Raw genomic sequence first — 24055 nt, forward strand, 5'->3', positions numbered from 1 at the left:
GATTTGGTTCAACTCTTCCTTTCGCTGCATAATGTTTAATGACGAACGAAACGTCAGCGGCAAGAAGTTGCCAGCAACGGATTGCACCGAACTCCTTTTGTGTCGCGTCCAGTTTACGCCGATGCTAACAATACAGGCTAAAGTTGAGCCGCCAGGCTAGACTTTAGTTCCACAACACTAAACCTATAAGTTGGGGAAATATAATGTTCCAGCAAGAAGTTACCATTACCGCTCCGAACGGTCTGCATACTCGCCCTGCTGCTCAGTTTGTTAAAGAAGCAAAAGGCTTTACTTCTGAAATTACTGTGACTTCCAACGGCAAAAGCGCTAGCGCCAAAAGCCTGTTTAAACTGCAGACTCTGGGCCTGACTCAGGGTACCGTTGTCACCCTGTCCGCAGAAGGTGAAGACGAGCAGAAAGCAGTTGAGCATCTGGTAAAACTGATGGCTGAACTCGAGTAAGTTCAACGAGTTCTTTTAAATATCAGTCACAAGTAAGGTAGGGTTATGATTTCAGGCATTTTAGCATCCCCGGGTATCGCTTTCGGCAAAGCACTGCTGCTGAAAGAAGACGAAATCGTCATTGACCGGAAAAAAATTTCTGCCGACAAGGTTGATCAGGAAGTTGAACGTTTTCTGAGCGGTCGTGCCAAGGCATCTGCGCAACTGGAAGCGATCAAAACCAAAGCTGGTGAAACGTTCGGTGAAGAAAAAGAAGCCATCTTTGAAGGGCATATCATGCTGCTCGAAGATGAGGAGCTGGAGCAGGAAATCATAGCCCTGATTAAAGATAAGCACATGACGGCTGATGCAGCTGCGCATGAAGTTATCGAAGGTCAGGCCACAGCCCTGGAAGAGCTGGATGATGAATACCTGAAAGAACGTGCGGCTGACGTACGTGACATCGGTAAACGCCTGCTGCGTAACATTCTGGGTCTGGCAATTATTGACCTAAGCGCTATCCAGGACGAAGTTATCCTGGTTGCCGCAGACCTGACTCCGTCAGAAACCGCACAGCTGAACCTGAACAAGGTGCTGGGTTTCATCACTGACGCGGGCGGACGTACTTCCCATACCTCAATCATGGCGCGTTCTCTGGAACTGCCTGCTATCGTAGGTACGGGTAGCGTAACCTCTCAGGTGAAAAACGACGACTATCTGATTCTGGATGCCGTAAACAATCAGGTTTACGTCAATCCGACCAACGACGTTATTGAGCAACTGCGTGCCGTTCAGGAGCAGGTTGCAACCGAGAAAGCGGAACTCGCTAAGCTGAAAGATCTGCCGGCTATCACGCTGGACGGTCACCAGGTTGAAGTTTGCGCCAACATCGGTACCGTTCGTGACGTTGAAGGCGCCGAGCGTAACGGCGCTGAAGGTGTGGGTCTGTACCGCACCGAATTCCTGTTCATGGACCGTGAGTCGCTGCCAACTGAAGAAGAACAGTTTGCTGCGTATAAAGCCGTTGCTGAAGCCTGTGGCTCTCAGGCGGTCATCGTCCGTACCATGGACATCGGCGGCGATAAAGAGCTGCCGTACATGAACTTCCCGAAAGAAGAGAACCCGTTCCTGGGCTGGCGTGCCGTGCGTATCGCCATGGATCGTAAAGAGATCCTGCGTGACCAGGTTCGCGCTATCCTGCGCGCCTCCGCTTTCGGTAAACTGCGCATCATGTTCCCGATGATCATCTCTGTTGAAGAAGTGCGTGCACTGCGCAAAGAGATTGAAATCTACAAACAGGAACTGCGCGACGAAGGTAAAGCATTTGACGAGAGCATTGAGATTGGCGTGATGGTGGAAACACCAGCTGCGGCAACAATTGCGCGTCATTTAGCCAAAGAAGTTGATTTCTTTAGTATCGGCACCAATGATTTAACGCAGTACACCCTGGCAGTTGACCGTGGTAATGATATGATTTCACACCTTTACCAACCGATGTCGCCATCTGTGCTGACGCTGATCAAGCAAGTTATTGATGCTTCTCATGCTGAAGGCAAATGGACTGGCATGTGTGGTGAGCTTGCAGGCGACGAACGTGCTACACTTCTGTTGCTGGGGATGGGTCTGGACGAATTCTCTATGAGCGCCATTTCTATCCCGCGCATTAAGAAGATTATCCGTAACACGAACTTCGAAGATGCGAAGGTGTTAGCAGAGCAGGCTCTTGCTCAACCGACAACGGACGAGTTAATGACGCTGGTTAACAAGTTCATTGAAGAAAAAACAATCTGCTAATCCACGAGATGCGGCCCAATTTACTGCTTAGGAGAAGATCATGGGTTTGTTCGATAAACTGAAATCTCTGGTTTCTGATGATAAGAAAGACACCGGAACTATTGAGATCGTTGCTCCGCTCTCTGGCGAGATCGTCAACATCGAAGACGTGCCGGATGTAGTTTTTGCTGAAAAAATCGTTGGTGATGGCATTGCTATCAAACCAACCGGTAACAAAATGGTTGCCCCTGTTGATGGCACCATCGGCAAAATCTTTGAAACCAACCACGCTTTCTCTATCGAATCCGACAGCGGCATTGAGCTGTTTGTTCACTTCGGTATTGATACCGTTGAACTGAAAGGCGAAGGCTTCAAACGCATCGCTGAAGAAGGTCAGCGCGTGAAAGTGGGCGACCCGGTTATTGAATTCGATCTGCCGCTGCTGGAAGAAAAAGCCAAGTCTACCCTGACTCCGGTTGTTATCTCCAACATGGACGAAATCAAAGAGCTGATCAAACTGTCCGGTAGCGTGACAGTGGGTGAGACTCCGGTTATCCGCATCAAGAAGTAATTCTTTTTGCAGAGAAAGATGGCGCCATCAGGCGCCATTTTTTTTATCTGATGGATATCAAAACCCTGCCGGATGGCGCTACGCTTATCCGGCCTACAGCAAACTCCGTAACGTAGGCCGGATAAGACGTTCTCGTCGCCATCCGGCATTAAATCTGTGAGGTGACCGGTCGGTAACACGCCTCGCGCATCAGAATCTTCATCCCTTCCGGCCCGCTTTCCAGCATCCGTCGCTCCGAGTCTGCCACTAACAATTCACAGTCGTAGCCACCCGCAATACCAAACATGGCCCGTGCTACGCAGATATCTTCCAGCGCTGCTGCCCCGTTGGTGTCAAAATGTCCAACCATACGCCCATTCTGGCGAACTACCAGCCGGTAACTCTTCATCGCGCCTCCCCTGCCGGTGGCAGAATTAATTCATCACAACCGCACAGGTGCGTCCACGTCATCACGTCCAGCACCCGCTGCGCGGCGTCGTGAGTCGCGGTCGTCAGCGCTTTCCCCAGCACAATGCCGCTCGCCAGTTCAGCACAGAACAGATCGCCGGTGCCTTTTAAATCCGTCTTCACCCGCGGGTAAGCGAACACCTCAACCGTTTCAGCCGTCACCACCGCAACGTTAATAATCTCTTCGGTATCCCCCGGCGCGCTGGTAATTACCACCCATTTCAGGGTGTCAGTGAGCAGTGATTGTGCCGCCGTAATGGCTTCATCAAGCGTTCGACACGGCTTTCCGCTCAGCATTTGCAGCTCGAACACGTTCGGCGTCAGCCCCTGCGCCAGCGGCAGCAGGTACTGACGATAAGCTTCCGGGATTTCGGCTTTCACATACATGCCGCTATCCGTATCGCCAATCACGGGGTCGACCAAAATGCACAGGTCCGGATGCGTTGCCCGAACGGTTTCCAGCCACTGTGCCAGCAAGGCGATTTGCTCTGCGCTGCCCATGTATCCTGTAGTCACCGCCTTCAGCTCGCGCAGAGCATCACGCTCATTTAAGGCGCGGAGATAACCGCTAAACCACTCGGCCGGAATAACGCCGCCATAAAAGGTTTCATAATGCGGGGTGTTACTGAACAGTACCGTGGGTACTGCCGTCACGCGTAATCCCTGCGCTTTAATAGCCGGAACAGCGATACTGTTGCCTACGCTGCCATATACCACCTGTGACTGGACGGCGACAATATCGGTCTGTAATGCCCGATGCTTATCGTCGAAGAGCACTGACTGAATATCACTCCCCTGCTCCATAAATTTCTCCTCTCGCTGGACAGCGCGCTTACGCCTCACTATTATCGTCATATGCTAAAATTCATTTTGTCATAGGTCAATAATGATCGACGGAAAAACCGCTAACGAAATTTTTGACAGTATCCGTCAACATGTCGCTACAGGCACGCTGGCAGCGGGAGAAACGTTGCCACCAGTGCGGGAACTGGCAACGGAATTAAACGTGAACCGCAATACTGTCGCGGCGGCTTACAAACGCCTGGTCACCTCCGGGTTGGCGCAGAGCCTGGGACGCAACGGCACGGTGATTAAGGGGATTAATGCCCCGGTTGCGCTGGAAGGTGGTAATCCAGATACCCCGCTTGTCGATCTTTCCGGCGGGAATCCAGCGCCCTCGCGGCTTCCTGACCTGAGTAGTTATTTCGCAAAGATAAATAAGAATCCGCGTTTGTACGGCGATGCCGCTGTGTCACCAGGGCTTAAGGTATGGGCATCACAATGGATGCAAAATGCAATGCCCGGCAAAGGGGAAATTGATATCACCAGCGGCGCCATTGATGCTATCGAACGGCTACTGTGCGCCCATTTACTGCCTGGTGATAGCGTTGTCGTAGAAGATCCATGCTTTTTGAGCAGCATCAACATGCTGCGTTATGCTGGTTTCTCCGCCAGTCCGGCCAATGTTGACCACGAAGGCATGCTGCCGGACCAACTGGAACTCGCGCTACAGAAAGGTGCGCGGGCGGTAATTCTGACACCGCGTGCGCATAACCCCACAGGATGCAGCCTGAGCGCCTCACGCGCGGCGCAATTGCAGGAAATCCTGGCCCGCTATCCGCAGACTCTGGTGATCGTCGACGACCACTTTGCGCTGCTATCTGCTTGCCACTGGTATCCGGTGATTGCTAAGGAAACCACGCATTGGGCGATTGTCCGTTCGATGTCGAAAACCTTAGGCCCGGATTTACGCCTGGCCATCGTAGCCAGCGATCCCGTCACATCCGGGAAACTGCGTTTACGGCTCAACTCCGGTAGTCAGTGGGTCAGCCATCTGCTGCAGGATTTAGCCTGCGCGTGCCTGAGTGACGAGACATATCAACACACACTGGCACAAACGCAGCAGTTTTACGCCGTCCAGCAGCAAAAGCTGAATACGGCTCTGCGCCAACATGGCATTGAACTGCCCGTCGGTGACGGTCTGAATCTGTGGTTACCGCTGGCAGATCACAGTCAGGCGATCGCTTTTGCGCTGGCAAAGTCCGGCTGGCTGGTTCGGGAAGGCGAAGTGTTCGGCGTCAATACGCCTGCACACGGTTTACGCATTACGCTGTCAACATTAGAAGACAGCGACATTGATAAGCTGGCGGTTGATATTCATCAGGCGCTAAAGCGCTAACAGGAGAGAAAAAGTGCGAGTTCATTTTGTTATTCATGAGTCTTTTGAATCTGCTGGCGCGTATCTGCCGTGGGCCGAATCACGCGGCTATACCATCACCTGGTCACGCGTATACGCCGGAGAAACAGTTCCCGCCAATGCCGATGGTTTCGATATGTTGGTGGTGTTTGGCGGTCCACAGTCACCACGAACCACGCTGGCAGAGTGCCCGTACTTTGATTCTCAGGCCGAGCAGCATCTGATCAACCAGGCGATTGCGGCACGTAAAATTGTGGTGGGGATCTGCCTGGGTTCACAGTTAATCGGCGAAGCGCTGGGTGCGAAGGTGTGCCAGAGTCCGGAAAAAGAAATTGGTCACTACCCCATCGTTCTGACCGAAGCCGGTCAACAGCACCCGCTGTTCAGCCATTTCGGCTCACCGCTTACCGTCGGTCACTGGCACAACGACATGCCAGGAATAACCGACCAGGCGACCATTCTTGCTGCCAGCGAAGGCTGCCCACGACAAATCGTGCAATACGGTAATGTCGTCTATGGTTTCCAGTGCCATATGGAGTTCACTGCTGACGCGATTGAAGGATTAATTCAGCACTCAGAGCAAGAGTTGGCTGAAGCTGAAGGGAAACGCTTCATCCGCCCGGTTGAAGAGATGCGCGCCTGGGACTACCAGCAAATGAATGAGAAGCTGTGGCAATTCCTGGATAAGCTGGTGGAAAAACGTAACGATTAATCATCCCTGGCCGGATAAAACATTATCCGGCCATCGTGCCAGGCAGTTACCTGATGGCGCTGCGCTTATCAGGCCAAAAAGTTAAATTCCCAGCCCCTGATTAAAGTGCTCTTCACCAAAGACGCCGGTCGAAAGGTAGCGATCGCCGCGATCGCAGATGATCGCCACAACTACCGCGCCGGGCGTAGCACGTGCAACGCGTAACGCGCCCGCGACCGCGCCGCCAGAGCTGACACCGCAGAAAATTCCTTCACGCACGGCCAGTTCACGCATGGTATTTTCGGCATCATTCTGATGAATATCCAGCACCTCATCCACCAGCGAGGCGTTAAAAATGCCCGGCATATATTCCGCAGGCCAGCGGCGAATTCCCGGAATACTACTGCCCTCTTCCGGCTGCAGGCCAACGATAGTGACCGCTTTTTCTTGCTCACGCAGAAAACGCGACACACCGGTAATGGTGCCTGTCGTTCCCATACTGGAGACAAAGTGGGTAATACGACCTGACGTCTGCTGCCAGATTTCCGGTCCGGTGGTGGTGTAATGCGCGTACGGGTTATCCGGATTATTAAACTGATCCAGCAGCTTACCTTCTCCACGCTGCGCCATTTCAAGAGCTAAATCGCGCGCGCCTTCCATCCCCTGCTCTTTGGTGACCAGAATCAGCTCGGCACCATAGGCGCGCATCGCCGCACGGCGCTCCTGACTCATGTTGTCTGGCATCAACAGCTTCATGCGGTAGCCCTTCAGCGCGGCGATCATTGCCAGCGCAATTCCGGTATTACCGCTGGTAGCCTCAATCAGCACGTCGCCTGGCTTAATTTCTCCGCGCTTTTCCGCTTCGACGATCATCGACAACGCGGCGCGGTCTTTCACCGAACCTGCGGGATTATTGCCTTCCAGCTTGACCCAAATTTCACTACCGTTATCCGGCGCCAGACGTTGTAATTTCACCAGAGGCGTATTGCCAATTGTTTTTTCTAATGTGTTCACGTTTTCAGCTCGTAAAAAAGCCCGGTAAGCGTAGCGCCACCGGGCGATAACTATGCAAATTAACCTATCAGGCTGATTGCGCCAGGGCAAGTTCCTCTTCACGCGTTTCAATACGCTGGTCGCCGTTATACAAACGTGCATTTTGCAGCCCGACAAACAGCCGTTCACCGCGGCTCGGGGAATCATCGCCTTGCATGATGACCGTCAGCGGTTCGTTGTACCACCCGAGGGGTTGTACAACTAATTGGGTGTAGTGCCCCTTCGGACTAGCTTCCAGCACCTGCACCGGCAGCGGCGAATCCAGGCTGGTACGGCGGCTCACATCCACTTCCCATGGACGCAGGAACAGATCGACCGGTCCCTGGTAGCCAGGTGTATAGCCCAACGGCCAGCGGTGTGCGCCCACGTGGAACTGTCCGCCACGAATCGTCCCCTGCAGGCGGTTAACCTCGCCCATAAACTCCAGCACAAAACGGGTGGCCGGTTCGCGCCAGACCTGATCCGGCGCATCAGCCTGTTCGATATGACCCTGACTCATCACCACCACGCGGTCTGCGACTTCCGTTGCTTCTTCCTGATCGTGGGTAACAAACACGCTGGTAAATTTCAGCTCTTCATGCAACTGACGCAGCCAGCGACGCAGCTCCTTGCGCACCTGCGCATCAAGCGCGCCAAACGGTTCGTCGAGCAGCAGGATCTGTGGCTCTACCGCCAGCGCACGCGCCAATGCCACGCGCTGCTTTTGTCCGCCGGAGAGCTGTGCCGGGAAACGGTCCGCCAGATGAGCCAGTTGAACCATTTCCAGAAGTTTGGTCACTTTTGCTTTGATGGCCGCCGCATTCGGGCGCTCACGCCGTGGCAGGACCGTCAGACCAAACGCGATATTGTCGAAAACGGTCATATGACGAAACAGCGCATAGTGCTGGAACACGAACCCCACCTTACGGTCGCGGGCGTGTAATCGGCTGACGTCGGTACCGTGAAAACGGATATGCCCGCTGGACTGATGCTCCAGGCCGGCAATAATGCGCAGCAACGTGGTTTTGCCCGAGCCGGATGGCCCCAACAGCGCGACCATCTGACCTGAAGGAATATCCAGCGAGATATCGTTCAGCACCTGGGTGCGACCAAAAGACTTCTTAATATTGGCAATCTCAATGCTCATGATTTTCCTCCTGCTGCGCGCGTTTTTCCTGGTTCTCCAGACGCCATTGCAACATGCTCTTCAAAAACAGGGTAATAATCGCCATCAGCGTCAACAGCGCGGCGGCGGTAAAGGAGCCGACGGCGTTATAGTCCTGCTCCAGTAATTCAATCTGTAGTGGTAAAGACAAGGTTTCGCCGCGAATCGAGCCGGAAACCACCGACACTGCGCCGAATTCGCCTATCGCACGGGCGTTAGTCAGCACCACGCCATACAGCAACGCCCAACGGATATTCGGCAGCGTGACGCGGCGGAACATCTGCCAGCCGGAGGCGCCCAGTAAAATCGCCGCTTCGTCTTCATTGCTGCCCTGACTTAGCATCACCGGTACCAGCTCGCGCACTACAAACGGACAGGTCACGAACACCGTCACCAGCACCATCCCCGGCCAGGAGAACATGATTTGCAGATTGTGTTCATCCAGCCAATCACCCAGCGGACCGTTAGAACCATAAAACAGCAGATAGATCAGACCTGCGACCACCGGCGAGACAGCAAATGGAATATCCAGCAGCGTCAGCAGCAGTTGGCGTCCTGGGAAGTTGAAGCGAGTCACCAGCCAGGCCAGCAATACGCCGAACACCAGATTAACCGGCACCGCAATCAGCGCAATTAGCACCGTCAGCCAAATGGCATGCAGCATATCCGGGTCAGCCAGGTTCTGTAGTACCGGCATTAATCCCTTACTGAACGCCTGCACGAAGATATAAATCATCGGTACCAGCAAAATAAAGGTCGATACCAGCATGCCCGTGCCGATCAGAAACCATTTACCCCAGTTAATGCGGGGTGCGTCATAGCGTTTCAATTGAGTAATGTCTGCCATCAGTGACCTACCACGCGTCGACCGAAGCGACTTTGCAGGGTGTTAATTGAAAACAGCAGCAACAACGACGCCCCGAGGATCACAGAAGCAATCGCGCTGGCGGCCGGGTAGTCAAACTCCTGCAAGCGAACAAAAATCATCAGCGAGGTCACTTCCGTTTTCCATGCGATGTTTCCGGCGATAAAAATAACCGCGCCAAACTCACCAAGGCTGCGGGTAAACGACAGCGCAACGCCCGCCACCAGCGCAGGAGACAGCTCCGGCAGCACTACTTTACGGAAACTCTGCCAGCGCGTAGCACCGAGCGTTTCAGCTGCTTCTTCATATTCCGGGCCTAACTCTTCCAGTACTGGTTGCACGGTACGCACCACAAACGGAATGCTGGTAAAGGCCATCGCTACCGCGATACCTAGCCAGGTGTAGGTCACCTTGATATCCAGCTTCGCCAGCCACTCGCCGTAGAAGCCATTAACCGAAAACAGAGACGCCAGCGTCAGACCTGCCACCGCCGTAGGCAGTGCAAACGGCAGGTCCATCAGCGCATCCAGCAGCGTACGGCCCGGAAAGCGATAGCGTGTTAAGATCCACGCCATCAGCAAACCGAACACGCCGTTAAAAATCGACGCCACAAACGCCGACAGCAGCGTCACTTTATAAGCCGCCACCACCTGCGGATTGGTAATCACATCCCAGTATTGCGCCCAGCTCATTTGCGCCAGTTGCATCACCAGCGCGCTCAGCGGCAGCAGCAATATCAGGCAGACAAACAGTAAGCTGGTGCCCAGGCTCAAAGTGAAGCCAGGCAGCACGCGTCGGGAAGAAACAGCAAACATTTACTTACGCCCCGCCGCCAGCAGTTTGTCCAGCTCACCGCCGCTGACAAAGTGCGTTTTCATCACTTCAGGCCACGAGCCAAACTTATCTTCTACACGGAACAATTCGGTCTGCGGGAATTTATCTTTCAGCTTGTCCATTACCTGTGGGTTATTCACGCGGTAGTAGAAATCGGTAATGATGGTTTGCGCCTGCGGGCTGTACAGCCAGTTCAGGTAAGCTTTCGCCGCTTTTTCAGTACCGTTGGCCTGCACATTTTTATCTACCCAGGCCACCGGGAACTCCGCCAGAATGTTGACCTTCGGCACCACCACTTCGAAGCCCTGGTCTTCATACTGTTTACGGATGTTGTTCACTTCCGATTCAAACGTGATCAGCACATCACCCAGACCGCGTTCAACAAAGGTGGTCGTTGCACCGCGACCGCCGGTATCAAACACTTCCACGTTTTTCAGAAACTGGGTCATAAACTGTTCGGTTTTGGCTTTATCACCACCGTCAGCTTTATCTGCCGCGCCCCACGCAGCCAGATAGGTATAACGCGCGTTACCGGAAGTCTTCGGGTTAGGGAAAATTAGCTTCACGTCCGGGCGAACCAGATCGTTCCATTCGTGGATATTCTTCGGGTTGCCCTTACGCACCAAAAACGCCATGGTGGAATAGAATGGCGAACTGTTATTCGGCAGGCGGCTTTGCCAGTCGGCAGGGATCAGCTTGCCTTTGTCATGCAGGATCTGCACGTCGGTCACCTGGTTATAGGTCACGACGTCAGCTTTCAGCCCCTGCAAAATCGCCAACGCCTGTTTTGATGACCCGGCATGAGATTGTTTAATCGTCAGTTTGTCGCCGCCGTTATCCTTCGCCCATTGCTGTTCAAACGGCGGATTAAGGGCGGCAAACAGCTCGCGGGAAACATCGTATGAACTGTTCAGCAGTTCCGTTGCCTGCGCTTGCCCCACCAGCAACAGCATGGCTGCCAGCGTCAGTGTTCTTTTTTTCAGTAAGTTAACGGCCATTGCGCACCCTTATAAATTAAATGACTTTCTTATGGTCATCATATTTATAACCAGTGCTAAAGGAGTAACGGTTTTATATACCGTTTGATGATTTGAAAGTTGAAAAGAGAATAAGGGGTACCTCCTCCCCAGCACATGGGGAGGAGACCGGCATCAATCAGACGCCGACGCTAACGCTTTCAGGCAGGGTACTGCCGCCATCAATCACGTTTTGCGTGCCAGTTAAATAACTGGACTCATCCGATGCCAGGAACGCCGCCAGTTCACCGACCTCAAGCGGGCAGGCCAGACGACGCATCGGGATCGCTTTCGCCATTTCGACTAAAACGGATTCAGGATCTTCCGGGTTAGACTGTCGCGCAATGCTTTCCGCCATCGGCGTACGAACGTAGCCAGGGCAAATGGCATTCACGCGAATGCCGGACTGCGCATATTCTACCGCCAGGGATTTGGTCAAACCGATGATCGCGGCTTTCGACAGCGCGTAGGCCGTTTCGCCCGGGTCAGCAACCATATCGCCGGTCACCGATGACATCATCACGATGCGCCCGTCTTTGCGCGCAATCATCTCCGGCAGAACGGCTTTCGTCACGTTCCAGACGCCTTTAATGTTGATATCAATGTGGAAATCGCGATCTTCATCGCTCATATCAAGGAAGCTGCCGAGGCGGCATACGCCGGCATTGTTCACCAGAATATCGATTTTGCCTTCAATCTGCTTCGCGCGCGTCACCGCTTCCTTGACCGACGCAAAATCTCTGACGTCAGCGTGAACGGCTGTGCAACGGTGCCCACGCCCAGCCAACTCATCCGCCAGTTTTTCAATCTCATCGGAGATATCCAGCAGGATTAAGTTCGCACCATGGCGGGCAAACGTTCTGGCGATACCCTCGCCAATACCCTGAGATGCGCCCGTAATCAATGCTGTTTTGCCCGTGAGTTTTCCCATTTCAATATTCTCCTTTTGAATATGAAGCCTTCGCTTCATTCACGCAGAAGATACAGCAATAACAAATTAGTGCTGAGGAATAGCTCACTAAATCAGGTTAATCTCAGGTAAAAAAAATCCCCGACGATGCGGGGATGTCTATTTCGTGGCCGATAACAGGATCAGCTCACCATTACAGCGCCATTAAACGGTCCAGCGACGGTGCAAAGTAATAGCCGCCGGTTACCGGTTTGGTGAAGCGCAGCATCGCATCACGCTTACCGTCAGTGTCACCAAACATGCTCAGCAATTGTTGTTCAATGTTGTACAGACGAGCGCAGTAGGCGCAGAAATAGAGACCATGCGTGCCGCTGGCAGTACCGTATGGCAGGCTCTGACGCACAATTTTCAGCCCTTTACCGTCTTCTTTTAGGTCAACACGGCTCAGGTGAGAGGTGACCGGACGGTCATCACCGTCGATCTCTTCGTTGGCTTCCTTGGTGCGACCAATCATCATTTCCTGGTCATGGATGCTCATGCGATTAAGCTGCTTCAGGTTATGTTCCCAACGCTGCACAAACACATAGCTGCCACCGGCATCCACGCCATCTTTGATAACAGCAACTTCACGGCGCGTTTCTTCGCCTGCCGGGTTTTCCGTACCGTCAACAAAGCCGCTGAGATCGCGCTCTTCGACCCAACGGAAACCGTGGATTTCTTCTTTAACTTCAATACAGTCGCCAAATGCTTCCATTGCCGCCTGCGCAACGGAGAAATTCACGTCATGACGCAAAGAGAGAATATGGATCAACACGTCATATTGGGTTGCTGGTGCCAGACCTTTACCGTAAGGGATAAAGTCTTTTAACTCTTCAGCACCGACGCCGCCGCTCAATGCACGCCAGGTGTTGTTGCCAAAAGCGACAACCGCGCCCAGATGCGCATCCGGGAACTTAGCTTCAAAGGTCGCCAGCTTATCGGCGAAGGTTTTGCTGGCCGCACGCAGGGCATCAACGTCGCCTTTAACATTGGCTTCAATCCAAATCGCCGCACGGCAATGTTCTGGCAAAATGCCACTCTGAACCTGAGACATTGTTCCTCCTGAAAAAAAGATGCCACGACATCGTGGCATTGATGGGCGCTATTCTACCTGTTTTTTTAACAAGCCGATTTGTTCAGACGCAAATTAACGCCGCCAGATAATTTTGCTTACTTTCCACGCTTTCAGCGTGTCGTCAGACGGCATTATATCCTCAGGCCCGCTCCATTCACCGGAAAAAATATAGCTAATATGTTGACTTCCCTCAGCTTTACACTCAACGCCCGCGCTGTCATCGCCGGTTGCTTTTTGGCAATTACCATAAGCTTTAGTGTAAAGGTCGCTAAACGGTGTACCGATTTCGACACCCGCGGCTGACGAAATATCGTGATCTAATACATCAATACGACTGATGGTTCCCTGGCTGCCGTTAATGACTATCGCCAGCTTGTCGTCTTTCATAGCTTCATAGAAGCGCACCACATTACCGTTATCGGTCTTCATTCCGCTACGCAGGCGGTAATCACCGTCCAGCGCATCAGCAATGGCTTTTTCATCCAGCGGCGTAGCGCCCGTTAACGCTCCTACGCCCTGCTCTGTGACCTGCGTTGAAGAACCAAACCAGTTCCACGGATTGGCGGCAGACCAGTTCACCGAGGACAACGTTGAACACCCGGCCAGTAGCAGCGGCATCGCGCATAAAGTCAAACGCAGTGATTTCATTTCACTTCCTTCCTTATTTATCAACGTTGCTTGGAGTCCGGTTTCCCCAAAAAGTGCCGTTATTCTTTCTCAAGGGAAAAACAGGCGCGCAGACGTTGATTGGTTAACAGCCAGATCAGCGCGACAATATCCGCCACCAGCAGCGCCAGCCCGACGCCATTGAGAGGATCGCCTGCCAGCCACATCACCGGCTGCCAGCACAGCAGCACCAGTTGAGCGAGAATCAATAATCCGCGCAGCCAGCGCCAGAGCACCGGAAACGCAAAGCGTCGCCCACTGAGTAAAAACGCCAACACGGCGGGAACGCCGGGAAGCAACCCAAGCCAGAATGCGTCATGATCGGGATAAAACAGATTCAGCAAGGTGTTGCCCTGCTCACGGGAAGAACCGGCAATCACAAACAAAACCCAGGTGCGTGCCTGCAACAGCAGTACGCACCAGAAGAGAAAAGGCAGGCGCAGACGCCCATGACCGTCATAGTCGGCCGGATGAAACTCAGTACTCTTCATCTTCGATCAAACGCTTGCCCAGATTGAGTACATCCGCATGTTCATAGCCCAAACGTTCATACATGCCCTGTACGACGTCGTTATCGTCACGCACCATGATTTGAATCTTCGGACAACCGCGGGCAATGAGCTTTTTCTCCAGCCGGTTGAGCAGCGCATTGGCGATGCCGCGACCGCGAAACTCAGGATGCACGCCCAGGTAATAGGCGGAACCGCGATGCCCGTCGTATCCGCCCATCACCGTACCGACCACCTCACCGTTCACTTCAGCGACGAGGAACAAGCTGACGTCATGATTGACTTTACGTTCGATGTCCATTTCAGGGTCGTTCCATGGACGCAGCAAATCACAACGCTCCCAGAGGGTGATCACCTCTTCGAAATCTTCCTGGCGAAAAACGCGTATTTCCATGGTATTGGGTACCTTTTCAGGACGTTAAAAAGCGATTATGGCGCGAACGGCTGATTTAGCCAATATCTGACGCGAAGCGGCGGAAAAAATGGCATAATACGGAATTGTCACGTATTGAAATGAAAAGTAAAACAATTCTTATCTCGATCCGTCGCAACGGACTACGCGATACGATATAACGTTTAGAACCTTTTTTTTACAACTCAGGCCGTATGAGCACTTTTAAACCACTAAAAACACTCACATCGCGCCGCCAGGTGCTGAAAGCCGGGCTGGCCGCCCTGACGCTGTCAGGCATGTCACAAGCCATCGCTAAAGAAGAAGCGCTAAAGACCAGCAATGGACACAGCAAACCGAAAGCGAAAAAATCCGGTGCTAAGCGCGTTGTTGTCCTTGATCCGGGGCACGGAGGGATTGATACCGGCGCAATTGGTCGCAACGGGTCGAAAGAAAAGCACGTGGTACTGGCGATTGCCAAAAACGTGCGCTCGATCCTACGTAACCAGGGGATTGATGCACGCCTGACCCGCTCCGGCGATACGTTTATTCCGCTCTACGATCGCGTCGAGATCGCCCACAAACATGGTGCCGATCTGTTCATGTCGATCCACGCCGACGGTTTTACCAATCCGAGCGCTGCGGGCGCTTCGGTCTTTGCCTTATCCAATCGCGGCGCCAGTAGCGCCATGGCGAAATATCTGTCCGATCGTGAAAACCGGGCCGATGAAGTCGCCGGAAAGAAGGCCACTGACAAAGATCATTTGTTGCAGCAGGTGCTGTTCGATCTGGTGCAAACTGACACCATAAAAAACAGCCTGACGTTAGGCTCGCATATTCTTAAGAAGATCAAGCCGGTACACCGTCTGCACAGTCGCAGCACGGAACAGGCCGCCTTCGTGGTGCTAAAATCACCTTCGATTCCGTCGGTCCTGGTCGAAACCTCGTTCATCACCAACCCGGAAGAAGAACGATTGCTGGGTACGGCGGCGTTTCGTCAGAAAATCGCCACCGCTATCGCCAATGGCATCATCAGCTATTTCCACTGGTTTGATAACCAGAAAGCACACTCGAAGAAACGTTAACCATGAAGCCCGATGCACAGCGCGTAAAACAGTTCCTGCTCAGCCTGCAGGATGAAATTTGTCAGCAGTTATCCACCGTAGACGGCAGCGAATTTGTTGAGGATAACTGGCAACGCGAAGCGGGCGGCGGCGGGCGCAGTCGGGTGTTGCGTAACGGCGGTATTTTCGAGCAAGCAGGCGTTAACTTCTCCCACGTCCACGGCGATGCAATGCCGGCCTCGGCTACCGCGCATCGCCCGGAGCTTGCCGGGCGCAGTTTTGAAGCCATGGGCGTCTCGTTGGTGGTGCACCCGCAGAATCCCTACATTCCAACCAGTCATGCCAACGTACGGTTTTTTATCGCGGAAAAACCGGGGGCCGATCCCGTGTGGTGGTTTGGCGGCGGCTTTGACTTAACGCCCTACTACGGCTTTGATGAGGATGCGGTTCACTGGCATCGCACGGCGCGGGACCTGTGCCAGCCGTTTGGCGATGACGTTTATCCACGTTACAAAAAGTGGTGCGATGACTACTTCTTCCTCAAGCACCGCAACGAGCAGCGCGGCATTGGCGGGCTGTTTTTCGATGATTTGAATACCCCTGATTTCGACCACTGCTTCGCTTTTATGCAGGCGGTAGGTCAAGGATACACCGAGGCGTATCTGCCCATCGTCGAACGCCGCAAAATGATGAGCTGGGGCGAGCGCGAACGTAATTTCCAGCTTTATCGTCGTGGTCGCTATGTGGAATTTAATCTGGTGTGGGATCGCGGCACGTTGTTCGGTTTGCAAACCGGCGGGCGCACGGAATCGATTCTGATGTCGATGCCGCCGCTGGTACGCTGGGAGTATGACTGGCAGCCGGAAGCGAACAGCCCGGAAGCTGCCCTTAGCGAGTTTATTCAGGTCCGCGACTGGGTGTAATTGCCTGATGGCGCTACGCTTATCAGGCCTGCAACAACGGCAAACCCGTAGGCCGGATAAGACGCGTTAGCGTCGCATCCGGCACAATAATCTCATCATGCCCACTGGCGCATACGCTGATGCAGCGTCAACGACGGTTTCTCCGCAAACAGCTGCTGGTAGTCGGTGGCAAACTGCCCTAAATGCCAGAATCCCCACTGCATGGCGGCGTCTTTCACCGTCGCACTCTGTGACCATGGGCTTATCAACTCACGGCGCACGGCGTTCAGGCGAATACGTTTCAACCAGGCATTTGGGCCAATACCGAGGATCGCGTGAAAGGCGTTTTGCAACGTCCGGCGGCTAACGTGCAGCTGATTGCATAAGTCGAGCACGGTCAGCGGCTCTGACATATTTTCCAGCACATATTCGCGCGCACGTGACAGCAAGCGACGATAGCTCTGATGGCTGATGCTCTCCGCAGTCATAATCGGCTGCGCTTCTTCCAGCATGGTGCCCATCGCCAGCAGCAGGTTATCCCCCAACACTTTACGCACCGCGGGTTGGTGAAGGTTTTCAGGATTCTCACTAAACGTCGCCAGCGCCTGCTGCACAAAGCCCCATAGCGCGGCTTTGTGTTGTTCTTTAACTTCCAGCGCCGACTGATTGCGCAGCATATGCAACACCCTTTCCGGGTTATGCAGGAAGTTGGCCTGACGAGCAATGGCCTCTTCCGAAATGACGACACCCAAAATGGTGTAATCATCCGGGGTACTCAGTTCAAACTCCGTCCCGCCTGGGCGGGTGGCAATTTCAGCGCTACCCAAACACTGGGTACCAATAAATCCCTGCTCGCCGCGCGTGGCCGGAATGCCAAACCAAAATGAGTTTGGCCAGACAAGGCACGACTGACGCAGCGCCAGTCCGGTGTATTCACGGAACACCTGAATATCATCGAGCAGGATTTCCGTGAACTCGCCATGAAATTTTCCCGGGTGCAGCTGGTCGTAGATCTGCTGCCAGGCGGTAATCGTCAGCGCGTGCTCATACACATCCGTTGTTCGCCGTTGGTGAACGTTGTCCACTTCCACTTTCGGCGTCAGTTTAACGTCTTCGGGTAATACTTCATGATAAAGATGGTGCAAGTTTGCAGTACGGTTCTTTTTCATGATCTTTTAAGCCGGAAGCTTCAACGAAGCCCCCGGCCCTCCGACAGGTTAATTTTTTAAGCGGTAGCGACTACTGCGTTTACGCAACGCTCCATCAGAAAAGAGCTGTTCCAGCGCATTTCTGGCTTCATCAAGTGACCAGCCAAAATGGGCCGCCACTTCCCCTGCCGTCATTCCTTGACGGACCGATGCTAACAGCGTCAGAAGTTGGGCAGAGGATTCAGACGTCACTGGGGCGTCCTGTGTCTTCTCTGGTTTCACTTCTGTTTTCGCTTCTGGCTTCTGTTCAGGTTTCTTCGGCTGGCGTTTAAAACCGCCGATCAGCCACTGGGTGTCATCGTCCGGCCGGCCTATTTCCTTACGGCTGATAACACGGCCCGTACGCGCTGCGGCTGCACTGCCAGCATCCAGCGCTGCGCGGCATGCCGCCAGATCGCCTTCCACCACCAGCGTCAGCCGACCAGGATCGAGCACTTCGTGGCTAAGCAGACGCACGTTCGCGGCTTTCAGCATTGCATCGGCCGCGTCCACGGCAGCCACCATGCCATCCACTTCCAGTAATCCCAGTGCATTGATCATCACTACCTCTCTTACGCGCGCTGGATTGGATTACGGGCAATATCCAGAACGGCATCGGCAAAGGCGTTACATGCGGCTTTACAAGCGGCCTGGCTACCGGTCAAAAACGCGGCTGAATAGTTAGTTTCTGACGGCGGTGGTACATAGGTCACCAGTTGTACATCGGCAGATTTCAGCGCGGCATCAATACCAAATGTCGCTTCCAGCGGCGGTGCTACCAGATACGCCATCGGATCGCCCAGTCGGCATCCCGCGGTTGCGGAGAGATACGAACCGGTACGCGAAACCACATGCGCCAGGAAGGCGGTATCTTCTGCGTCATTCGCCCACTGGAATGCCGCCCCGCTTTCAATATTGGCCACCATCGCGTCCAGACCCGCGCGAACTTCGGCCGGGTTTGGTCCACCGAGCATAATCAGCACTTCGCCCGATGTTGGAGAGGGACTGTGCGCCGCACCGGCATACAGCGAGCGGCCATAAACCACTTCGACCATTGCCTGTTTTGTCGCTTCGTCTGCGGCAATATACGCCACGTCATCAGAATCTGCTGTGATGAGTCCGAGGCTACGTATATGTGGCGGTAATTTAAGTTCGCGGGCAAAACCGTCATTTACCGAGGCAATCACACGCATTGCGGTGACTGAAGGTCTAATTAAATCTAATGCTGGCATGATGCCTCCTTAACGGGTCATATTGATGCCGGATGCTTTTTGCTCCAGCATGCGCTTGGCCAAATCCACAATCACCGCCGCCGCTTCAACCGGTGGCGTACCGCCCTGGTGAATGTTCGAGATACAGGTACGATCAGCCTCAACGGTGGTCGCCACACGCGGCGAATAGACGGCATAGCAAGAAAGACTTTCCGACTGGCCGAGGCCCGGACGTTCACCAACCAGCAGGATCACCGCTTTTGCACCCAGCAGTTCGCCGATCTGATCTTCGATTTTCACGCGCCCATAGCGAACAAAGAACGGCGTCCCGACCTTCAATCCGGCCTGTTTTAAGCCCGACAACAGCGGCGGCAGGATCTCTTCATAGTTAGCGGTAATCGCGTCGGTAGACAGGCCATCAGAAATAATCACCTGCACATCCGGATTCATTACACACTGTGATTTCAGTTCTTCAATGGCTTCCGCACTCAGACGACGCCCCATATCCGGACGCGTCAGATACAGGTTTTTGTCGCTGATTTCCGAGCGCACTTCCAGCAGCCCCTGGGCTTTTACCCACTCTTCCGGCACTTCTTTCAATACCGTATCTTTCGAACGCGAGTGGTCAGCCAGGAAACGCAGCAGCGCCTGGGTACGCGGACGAGGACCGGCACGACCAGTACATACACGCGCAGCGGTGCTACGGCGAAGTTCAGTCAACACCTCTGCACGGTGCGGATTCTCAACGCCAATCCATGCTTTGGCTTCGGCTGAGCCTAAGTCCATCGCGCAGCTTTCACCGGTCGGCGTGGCGCACTGCGTGGTGCTGCATTTTGCTGGTGCTGACGGTTCTTGAGCCTGCGGTTGAGACTCACCCATTGACGCCATTACGCTGCGTACAATTTCTTCAATCTGTTTTTGATCCATCGTGTGTCATCCCCGCGTCATCAGAAGAACAGTGACGGATCGCCCGCCCGTTTGGTCAGGCGACCGTTTGCCATAATGCCCATGGTTTCCAGCCAGCGTTCAAACTCCGGCGACGGACGCAGGTTCAGCAGCTGACGCACGGTCGCGGTGTCATGGAAGGCGGTGGTCTGATAGTTGAGCATGATGTCGTCACCGAGCGGCATGCCCATGATGTAGTTGCAGCCAGCGGTGGCGAGCAGAATCATCAGGTTTTCGTTAAGGTTCTGGTCAGCATCAGCATGGTTGGTGTAGCAGCAGTCGCAGCCCATCGAGATGCCGCTCAGCTTGCCCATAAAGTGATCTTCCAGACCCGCGCGAATAATCTGACGGTCGTTGTAGAGATACTCTGGCCCGATAAAGCCCACCACGGTGTTCACCAGGAACGGATCGTAGTGGCGTGCCAGTCCGTAGTTACGCGCTTCCATCGTCACCTGATCGGCGCCGAAGTTCGCGCCCGCGGAAAGCGCAGACCCTTGCCCGGTTTCGAAGTACAGGCAGTTTTCCCCGGCGATACGGTTGAACTCAGCGCCCACTGCACGCGCTTCATCCAGCATGGCCAGCTCAACGCCAAACTCTTTTAAGCCTTTTTCGCTACCGCAGATACTCTGGAAAATCAGCCCGCCCGGCGCACCGCGACGAATCGCTTCGATCTGGGTAGTCACGTGTGCCAGTACGCAGCCCTGGGTCGGGATGTTGAATTTGTCGATAACGCCGTACACGGTATCCAGTACGCGGCTTAAGTTTTCCACGTCATCCGTTACCGGGTTAACACCAATCACCGCATCGCCCGCCCCGAAGGACAGCCCTTCGTAGATTTGTGCGGCAATACTCTGCACGTCATCACGGGTGTCGTTCGGCTGCAAACGGCAGCTGAAGGTGCCCGGCAGACCGATGGTGGTATTGGCCTTTTTGATCACCGGCATTTTCTTACCGCCGTAGATCAGGTCCGCGTTAGAGCAGATTTTTGCTACCGCAGCGACCACTTCCGACGTTAACCCTTTGCGCGTAAACGCAATGTCATCAACAGAGGTTTCATCGCTCAGCACGTACTCGCGCAGCTCGCTGATACTCCAGTTTTTGATACGGTTATAGGCCGTCTCGTTGACGTCATCCTGAATCAGACGAGTAACACAGTCCTCTTCATAGGAAATCACCGGGTTATTGCGGATATCCGCCACCGTCATTTCCGACAGTACCTGCTTGGCCGCCACGCGCTCCTGCGAACTGGTTGCAGCCACTCCTGCCAGCACATCCCCCGAACGCAGTTCGTTGGCTTTTGCCAGCACCTCTTTAACATCCTTAAACTGATAAACATTGCCGAACAATGTGGTCTTTAGTTTCATAAGTCGTTCCCTCAGGAAGGAAATGCGAGTGATTTCACCGTCACCGGCACAACCGATCCGCCAAAAAGAGGCGTACCAATGTCGATATAGTCCCCCGCCCGGACAACCACCTCATCGATGACTGCCAGCGGGTGTTGCTGTAACTGTGGGCGTAACAGCATGCCCAGGGCCTTACCAAAATCCTGCTCGGCTACCACCAGCAGGGGATGCGGATTCGGATAGCGCGCGACAAAGGCCAGCAGCGCATCAATCACCGTTAACAGCGCGGCGTAGCGCACCGGCAGCGAACCGGGCAGCGCCAGCACGTAGGCGTCCGTTTGCGGGTCCAGATCGAGCTGCATTAGCGCCTGTTGCCAGGCGGCCACCAAATCAGCCTCATCAACCGGAATCGCCACCGGCAGATTGCGCAGCGGAAGCGCCACACCTTCCAGCCAGATGGTGCTGCCCGAAAGCGACAGCGTATGCGCACCGGCGCCAATCACCGTGGCGCGCACGGTTTGCGCCGGGAACTGCACGTTCATCTCACGCAGGCGCGGATGTTCATGCAGCGCCGTCGCTAACAGCGGGCCAATGTCGGAAAAACAGAACGGATCGGCTGGTTGGTTGCGGTAGCACTCGCCCACCCCGCCGGACAACGTAATCACTTCCGGTTTCACGCCCGCCGGTAACAGGCCGGTTTGCATCAGCGCCTGCGCCAGCGGTGATAACGTGCCGTCAATCACCTCCACAATCAGCGCCGCCATCCGTCGTGCTACCTGAACAAGCTGCGCCGCATTGAGGGTTCGGGCGTCGGTGCCCGGACCAAATACGTCATCAACAATCATCTGCCCCGGCTGATGCGCATGTACTACTCGCCCCTGACCGTCCGTTTCCAGCAGTCGCCCGCCGACGTTGAGGCAAGCCGAACCGCTGACCTTTCCAGCATCAAACAGAACGTAGTTCGACGTACCGCCACCGATGTCGATATTCAGTACGCGGCACAACTTCTGCTCGGACAGGGTTTGTGCCCCCGCACCGTGACCGGCAATCACCGATTCCAGATGCGGACCGGCGCTGGCCACCACAAAATCCCCCAGCGACTGAGAGAGCGCCATCACCGCCGGACGCGCATTACGGGTTTTGGCACTTTCTCCGGTGATGATGATCGCGCCGGAATCGACAGTCTCAGGTGCAATACCCGCCGCCTGATACTGGGCGAGGATCAGCGCCCTAAGTTCGGCCTCTTTCAACCCGCCCTGCTTATCAACGGGGGTAAAGAACACCGGGCTTTGCCAGCTAATTTCGCGTTTGATGAATTCGTAGCGCGGCACCTGCGACACTGCCGCACGGTTGACTAACTCAAGGCGCGAGAAAATCACCTGAGTGGTAGTGGTGCCGATATCGATACCGACGCTCAGTAGCTGGCGAGTATTCACGATTGCGCCTCCGGGTTGGTTTCTACTTCTGCTGGCACATCTTCATCTTTCGGTACCAACAGCATAGCCACACCAATCGCCGTCACGCCGCCAATCAACTTGCCGACAATCATCGGGAAGATCATCGCGTTCATGTTGGCAGCGGCGAAGCCTAAGTGGTCACCCAGAGCAAAGGCCGCGGAGACCGCAAAGGCGCAGTTGATCACTTTGCCGCGGGTATCCATATTCTTCATCATGCCGAACATTGGGATGTTGTTCGCCAGCGTCGCAACCATACCGGCAGCCGCAATATTATTGATTTTTAACAGGTTACCGACGCTCATCAGCGGTTTTTCAAACCAGCGGGTCAGCAGCAGTACCATTGGGTACGCACCGAGCAGTACGCAGGAAATAGAACCGATAACTTCGATGGCGCGCATCACTTCACCCGGCTTGTCACCCGGAGCCATGAAGATAGGATCAAGACCTGGGATCAGCTCCCAGCCGAGCAGGAATTTGACCACCGCTGCTGCCAGGCCGATGGTGATCAGCGCTACCAGGAATTTCGCGAAAATCTGGAAGCCGTTGATCATTTTTTCCGGGATGAATTTCAGTCCCAGCGCCACCAGCACAGCCACGATCAGCACCGGGATCATATTCATCAGGATCAGCGCGAAGGTGAATTCCACCGGCTGTCCGTTGATTTCGACGCCGGAGTACATCGCAATCAAACCGCCCGCAATACAACCAATTGGAATGGTGACAATACCCGCCAGCACGCCCAGCGCCAGATAACGACGGTCAGACGGTTCAATAATCCCCAGCGCAACCGGAATAGAGAACACCAGCGTCGGCCCCATCATCGCCCCGAGGATCAGGCCAGAGTACAGCCACGCCGCAACGTCGCCGCCCGCCAGCTCTTTCGCCAGGAAGAAGCCGCCCATATCGCACGCCAGCAGCGTTCCGGCAAACATCGACGGGTTCGCGCCCAGCATTTCATACAGCGGAATAATCACCGGCCCGAGCACATGCGCCAGAACCGGTGCCAGCGCGGTCATACCGACCATCGCCAGACCCAGCGCGCCCATCGCCATAAAACCTTCTTCAAACTGGCCGCCCGATCCCTCAATACTCTTACCGAACTTACCGAGGAAGCGTGCCGAACCGCCGAACTGCGACAGGATCCTGTCCACGGCGGCAATCAGCATAAAGAACATCATGATGTACATGATGATTTCGTTAATTCCCATAGCCCCTACTCCCTGTCATTTGTGATTTGTAGGCCGGATAAGACGTTTACGTCGCCTCCGGCATTAACGCCGTGTTATTGCCGGATGGCGGTGCGAGCACCTTATCCGGCCTACAGG

General features: G+C 54.4%; 26 protein-coding genes. 7 read left to right on the plus strand and 19 right to left on the minus strand.

The features are described from left to right. Positions 1 to 203: 203 nt before the first annotated feature. Genes ptsH through crr form a run of 3 tightly spaced genes read left to right on the plus strand, consistent with a single transcriptional unit; the run spans position 204 to position 2784 of the window. On the plus strand, positions 204 to 461 hold the full coding sequence (gene ptsH, locus OGX86_RS12165) for a phosphocarrier protein Hpr (protein ID WP_002913505.1): 258 nt from the start codon (positions 204 to 206) through the stop codon (positions 459 to 461). A 45-nt stretch (positions 462 to 506) separates the two neighbouring features. Beyond that, the gene (gene ptsI, locus OGX86_RS12170) at positions 507 to 2234 is read left to right on the plus strand and encodes a phosphoenolpyruvate-protein phosphotransferase PtsI (protein WP_008785405.1); all 1728 of its coding nucleotides are present in this window, start codon (positions 507 to 509) and stop codon (positions 2232 to 2234) included. 40 nt (positions 2235 to 2274) lie between these two features. After that, entirely contained in the window at positions 2275 to 2784 is a 510-nt protein-coding gene (gene crr, locus OGX86_RS12175; protein WP_000522253.1) for a PTS glucose transporter subunit IIA, read from the plus strand. 148 nt (positions 2785 to 2932) lie between these two features. Here the strand turns inward: crr and OGX86_RS12180 are convergent, their stop codons facing one another. Next, on the minus strand, positions 2933 to 3172 hold the full coding sequence (locus OGX86_RS12180; protein ID WP_008785406.1) for a hypothetical protein: 240 nt from the start codon (positions 3170 to 3172) through the stop codon (positions 2933 to 2935). Continuing rightward, complete coding sequence (gene pdxK / locus OGX86_RS12185) at positions 3169 to 4035, minus strand: pyridoxine/pyridoxal/pyridoxamine kinase (protein ID WP_048224947.1); 867 nt, start codon at positions 4033 to 4035, stop codon at positions 3169 to 3171. Before pdxK ends, OGX86_RS12180 begins: the two co-directional genes overlap by 4 nt. Before the next feature lie 82 nt (positions 4036 to 4117). On the opposite strand from pdxK, the gene ptsJ reads away from it, so the two are divergent. Next, positions 4118 to 5410, plus strand: a complete 1293-nt coding sequence (ptsJ, locus tag OGX86_RS12190) for a MocR-like B6 salvage transcription factor PtsJ (RefSeq protein ID WP_286640118.1) — start codon at positions 4118 to 4120, stop codon at positions 5408 to 5410. A 13-nt stretch (positions 5411 to 5423) separates the two neighbouring features. Next, positions 5424 to 6140, plus strand: coding sequence for a type 1 glutamine amidotransferase (locus OGX86_RS12195; protein WP_286640119.1), 717 nt, complete (start codon positions 5424 to 5426; stop codon positions 6138 to 6140). Between the two features lie 81 nt (positions 6141 to 6221). Here the strand turns inward: OGX86_RS12195 and cysM are convergent, their stop codons facing one another. From cysM to OGX86_RS12245, 10 genes are all read right to left on the minus strand, one after another. Then, positions 6222 to 7133: a cysteine synthase CysM gene (cysM, locus tag OGX86_RS12200; protein WP_048215810.1), complete on the minus strand. Its 912-nt coding sequence runs from the start codon at positions 7131 to 7133 to the stop codon at positions 6222 to 6224. Between the two features lie 67 nt (positions 7134 to 7200). Then, positions 7201 to 8298 (minus strand): sulfate/thiosulfate ABC transporter ATP-binding protein CysA, encoded by a 1098-nt coding sequence (cysA, locus tag OGX86_RS12205; protein ID WP_003038066.1) that lies wholly within the window; start codon positions 8296 to 8298, stop codon positions 7201 to 7203. Next, positions 8288 to 9163: a sulfate/thiosulfate ABC transporter permease CysW gene (gene cysW / locus OGX86_RS12210; protein WP_042306930.1), complete on the minus strand. Its 876-nt coding sequence runs from the start codon at positions 9161 to 9163 to the stop codon at positions 8288 to 8290. Before cysW ends, cysA begins: the two co-directional genes overlap by 11 nt. Continuing rightward, positions 9163 to 9996 (minus strand): sulfate/thiosulfate ABC transporter permease CysT, encoded by an 834-nt coding sequence (gene cysT, locus OGX86_RS12215; RefSeq protein ID WP_003038061.1) that lies wholly within the window; start codon positions 9994 to 9996, stop codon positions 9163 to 9165. Before cysT ends, cysW begins: the two co-directional genes overlap by 1 nt. Next, a complete protein-coding gene (gene cysP / locus OGX86_RS12220) occupies positions 9997 to 11013 on the minus strand; it encodes a thiosulfate/sulfate ABC transporter substrate-binding protein CysP (protein WP_003835019.1) in 1017 nt (338 codons plus the stop codon). A 157-nt stretch (positions 11014 to 11170) separates the two neighbouring features. Continuing rightward, the gene (gene ucpA / locus OGX86_RS12225) at positions 11171 to 11962 is read right to left on the minus strand and encodes an SDR family oxidoreductase UcpA (RefSeq protein WP_286640120.1); all 792 of its coding nucleotides are present in this window, start codon (positions 11960 to 11962) and stop codon (positions 11171 to 11173) included. A 172-nt stretch (positions 11963 to 12134) separates the two neighbouring features. Then, complete coding sequence (yfeX, locus tag OGX86_RS12230) at positions 12135 to 13034, minus strand: porphyrinogen peroxidase (RefSeq protein WP_048215808.1); 900 nt, start codon at positions 13032 to 13034, stop codon at positions 12135 to 12137. 93 nt (positions 13035 to 13127) lie between these two features. Further along, entirely contained in the window at positions 13128 to 13703 is a 576-nt protein-coding gene (locus OGX86_RS12235) for an RpoE-regulated lipoprotein (protein WP_032944164.1), read from the minus strand. A gap of 59 nt (positions 13704 to 13762) precedes the next feature. After that, entirely contained in the window at positions 13763 to 14212 is a 450-nt protein-coding gene (locus OGX86_RS12240) for a DUF2919 domain-containing protein (protein ID WP_008785415.1), read from the minus strand. Then, positions 14199 to 14624, minus strand: coding sequence for a GNAT family acetyltransferase (locus tag OGX86_RS12245; RefSeq protein ID WP_003038048.1), 426 nt, complete (start codon positions 14622 to 14624; stop codon positions 14199 to 14201). Before OGX86_RS12245 ends, OGX86_RS12240 begins: the two co-directional genes overlap by 14 nt. Before the next feature lie 212 nt (positions 14625 to 14836). Between OGX86_RS12245 and amiA the strand changes: the two genes are divergently transcribed. Both amiA and hemF read left to right on the plus strand, forming a co-directional pair. Next, positions 14837 to 15706 carry an N-acetylmuramoyl-L-alanine amidase AmiA gene (amiA, locus tag OGX86_RS12250; RefSeq protein ID WP_003038046.1) on the plus strand — a complete coding sequence of 290 codons (870 nt, stop codon included), beginning with the start codon at positions 14837 to 14839 and terminating at the stop codon, positions 15704 to 15706. 2 nt (positions 15707 to 15708) lie between these two features. Continuing rightward, complete coding sequence (hemF, locus tag OGX86_RS12255; protein ID WP_048224960.1) at positions 15709 to 16608, plus strand: oxygen-dependent coproporphyrinogen oxidase; 900 nt, start codon at positions 15709 to 15711, stop codon at positions 16606 to 16608. Positions 16609 to 16703: 95 nt separating this feature from the next. Here the strand turns inward: hemF and eutR are convergent, their stop codons facing one another. The 7 genes from eutR to eutH are packed head-to-tail and all read right to left on the minus strand — an operon-like array spanning position 16704 to position 23938. Then, on the minus strand, positions 16704 to 17756 hold the full coding sequence (eutR, locus tag OGX86_RS12260; protein WP_003835032.1) for an HTH-type transcriptional regulator EutR: 1053 nt from the start codon (positions 17754 to 17756) through the stop codon (positions 16704 to 16706). 48 nt (positions 17757 to 17804) lie between these two features. Continuing rightward, the gene (gene eutK / locus OGX86_RS12265) at positions 17805 to 18335 is read right to left on the minus strand and encodes an ethanolamine utilization microcompartment protein EutK (protein WP_003835033.1); all 531 of its coding nucleotides are present in this window, start codon (positions 18333 to 18335) and stop codon (positions 17805 to 17807) included. 11 nt (positions 18336 to 18346) lie between these two features. Beyond that, entirely contained in the window at positions 18347 to 19006 is a 660-nt protein-coding gene (gene eutL, locus OGX86_RS12270; protein WP_003838537.1) for an ethanolamine utilization microcompartment protein EutL, read from the minus strand. Between the two features lie 9 nt (positions 19007 to 19015). Beyond that, the gene (gene eutC / locus OGX86_RS12275; RefSeq protein ID WP_286640121.1) at positions 19016 to 19912 is read right to left on the minus strand and encodes an ethanolamine ammonia-lyase subunit EutC; all 897 of its coding nucleotides are present in this window, start codon (positions 19910 to 19912) and stop codon (positions 19016 to 19018) included. A 20-nt stretch (positions 19913 to 19932) separates the two neighbouring features. Then, complete coding sequence (eutB, locus tag OGX86_RS12280) at positions 19933 to 21294, minus strand: ethanolamine ammonia-lyase subunit alpha (RefSeq protein WP_003038029.1); 1362 nt, start codon at positions 21292 to 21294, stop codon at positions 19933 to 19935. An 11-nt stretch (positions 21295 to 21305) separates the two neighbouring features. After that, positions 21306 to 22709 carry an ethanolamine ammonia-lyase reactivating factor EutA gene (gene eutA, locus OGX86_RS12285; protein ID WP_128316381.1) on the minus strand — a complete coding sequence of 468 codons (1404 nt, stop codon included), beginning with the start codon at positions 22707 to 22709 and terminating at the stop codon, positions 21306 to 21308. Further along, positions 22706 to 23938 (minus strand): ethanolamine utilization protein EutH, encoded by a 1233-nt coding sequence (eutH, locus tag OGX86_RS12290; protein WP_003835043.1) that lies wholly within the window; start codon positions 23936 to 23938, stop codon positions 22706 to 22708. Before eutH ends, eutA begins: the two co-directional genes overlap by 4 nt. Positions 23939 to 24055: the final 117 nt, after the last annotated feature.

Origin of the sequence: Citrobacter sp. Cpo040 (assembly GCF_030332915.1) — a bacterium.
Lineage (GTDB): Bacteria > Pseudomonadota > Gammaproteobacteria > Enterobacterales > Enterobacteriaceae > Citrobacter > Citrobacter portucalensis.

Excerpts from the sequence above, each read along its gene's own strand:
- ptsH (WP_002913505.1), top strand. The coding sequence starts at position 204 with ATGTTCCAGCAAGAAGTTACCATTACCGCTCCGAACGGTCTGCATACT.
- ptsI (WP_008785405.1), top strand. The coding sequence starts at position 507 with ATGATTTCAGGCATTTTAGCATCCCCGGGTATCGCTTTCGGCAAAGCA.
- crr (WP_000522253.1), top strand. The coding sequence starts at position 2,275 with ATGGGTTTGTTCGATAAACTGAAATCTCTGGTTTCTGATGATAAGAAA.
- OGX86_RS12180 (WP_008785406.1), bottom strand. The coding sequence starts at position 3,172 with ATGAAGAGTTACCGGCTGGTAGTTCGCCAGAATGGGCGTATGGTTGGA.
- pdxK (WP_048224947.1), bottom strand. The coding sequence starts at position 4,035 with ATGGAGCAGGGGAGTGATATTCAGTCAGTGCTCTTCGACGATAAGCAT.
- ptsJ (WP_286640118.1), top strand. The coding sequence starts at position 4,118 with ATGATCGACGGAAAAACCGCTAACGAAATTTTTGACAGTATCCGTCAA.
- cysA (WP_003038066.1), bottom strand. The coding sequence starts at position 8,298 with ATGAGCATTGAGATTGCCAATATTAAGAAGTCTTTTGGTCGCACCCAG.
- cysW (WP_042306930.1), bottom strand. The coding sequence starts at position 9,163 with ATGGCAGACATTACTCAATTGAAACGCTATGACGCACCCCGCATTAAC.
- cysT (WP_003038061.1), bottom strand. The coding sequence starts at position 9,996 with ATGTTTGCTGTTTCTTCCCGACGCGTGCTGCCTGGCTTCACTTTGAGC.
- cysP (WP_003835019.1), bottom strand. The coding sequence starts at position 11,013 with ATGGCCGTTAACTTACTGAAAAAAAGAACACTGACGCTGGCAGCCATG.
- ucpA (WP_286640120.1), bottom strand. The coding sequence starts at position 11,962 with ATGGGAAAACTCACGGGCAAAACAGCATTGATTACGGGCGCATCTCAG.
- yfeX (WP_048215808.1), bottom strand. The coding sequence starts at position 13,034 with ATGTCTCAGGTTCAGAGTGGCATTTTGCCAGAACATTGCCGTGCGGCG.
- OGX86_RS12235 (WP_032944164.1), bottom strand. The coding sequence starts at position 13,703 with ATGAAATCACTGCGTTTGACTTTATGCGCGATGCCGCTGCTACTGGCC.
- OGX86_RS12240 (WP_008785415.1), bottom strand. The coding sequence starts at position 14,212 with ATGAAGAGTACTGAGTTTCATCCGGCCGACTATGACGGTCATGGGCGT.
- OGX86_RS12245 (WP_003038048.1), bottom strand. The coding sequence starts at position 14,624 with ATGGAAATACGCGTTTTTCGCCAGGAAGATTTCGAAGAGGTGATCACC.
- amiA (WP_003038046.1), top strand. The coding sequence starts at position 14,837 with ATGAGCACTTTTAAACCACTAAAAACACTCACATCGCGCCGCCAGGTG.
- hemF (WP_048224960.1), top strand. The coding sequence starts at position 15,709 with ATGAAGCCCGATGCACAGCGCGTAAAACAGTTCCTGCTCAGCCTGCAG.
- eutR (WP_003835032.1), bottom strand. The coding sequence starts at position 17,756 with ATGAAAAAGAACCGTACTGCAAACTTGCACCATCTTTATCATGAAGTA.
- eutK (WP_003835033.1), bottom strand. The coding sequence starts at position 18,335 with ATGATCAATGCACTGGGATTACTGGAAGTGGATGGCATGGTGGCTGCC.
- eutL (WP_003838537.1), bottom strand. The coding sequence starts at position 19,006 with ATGCCAGCATTAGATTTAATTAGACCTTCAGTCACCGCAATGCGTGTG.
- eutC (WP_286640121.1), bottom strand. The coding sequence starts at position 19,912 with ATGGATCAAAAACAGATTGAAGAAATTGTACGCAGCGTAATGGCGTCA.
- eutB (WP_003038029.1), bottom strand. The coding sequence starts at position 21,294 with ATGAAACTAAAGACCACATTGTTCGGCAATGTTTATCAGTTTAAGGAT.
- eutH (WP_003835043.1), bottom strand. The coding sequence starts at position 23,938 with ATGGGAATTAACGAAATCATCATGTACATCATGATGTTCTTTATGCTG.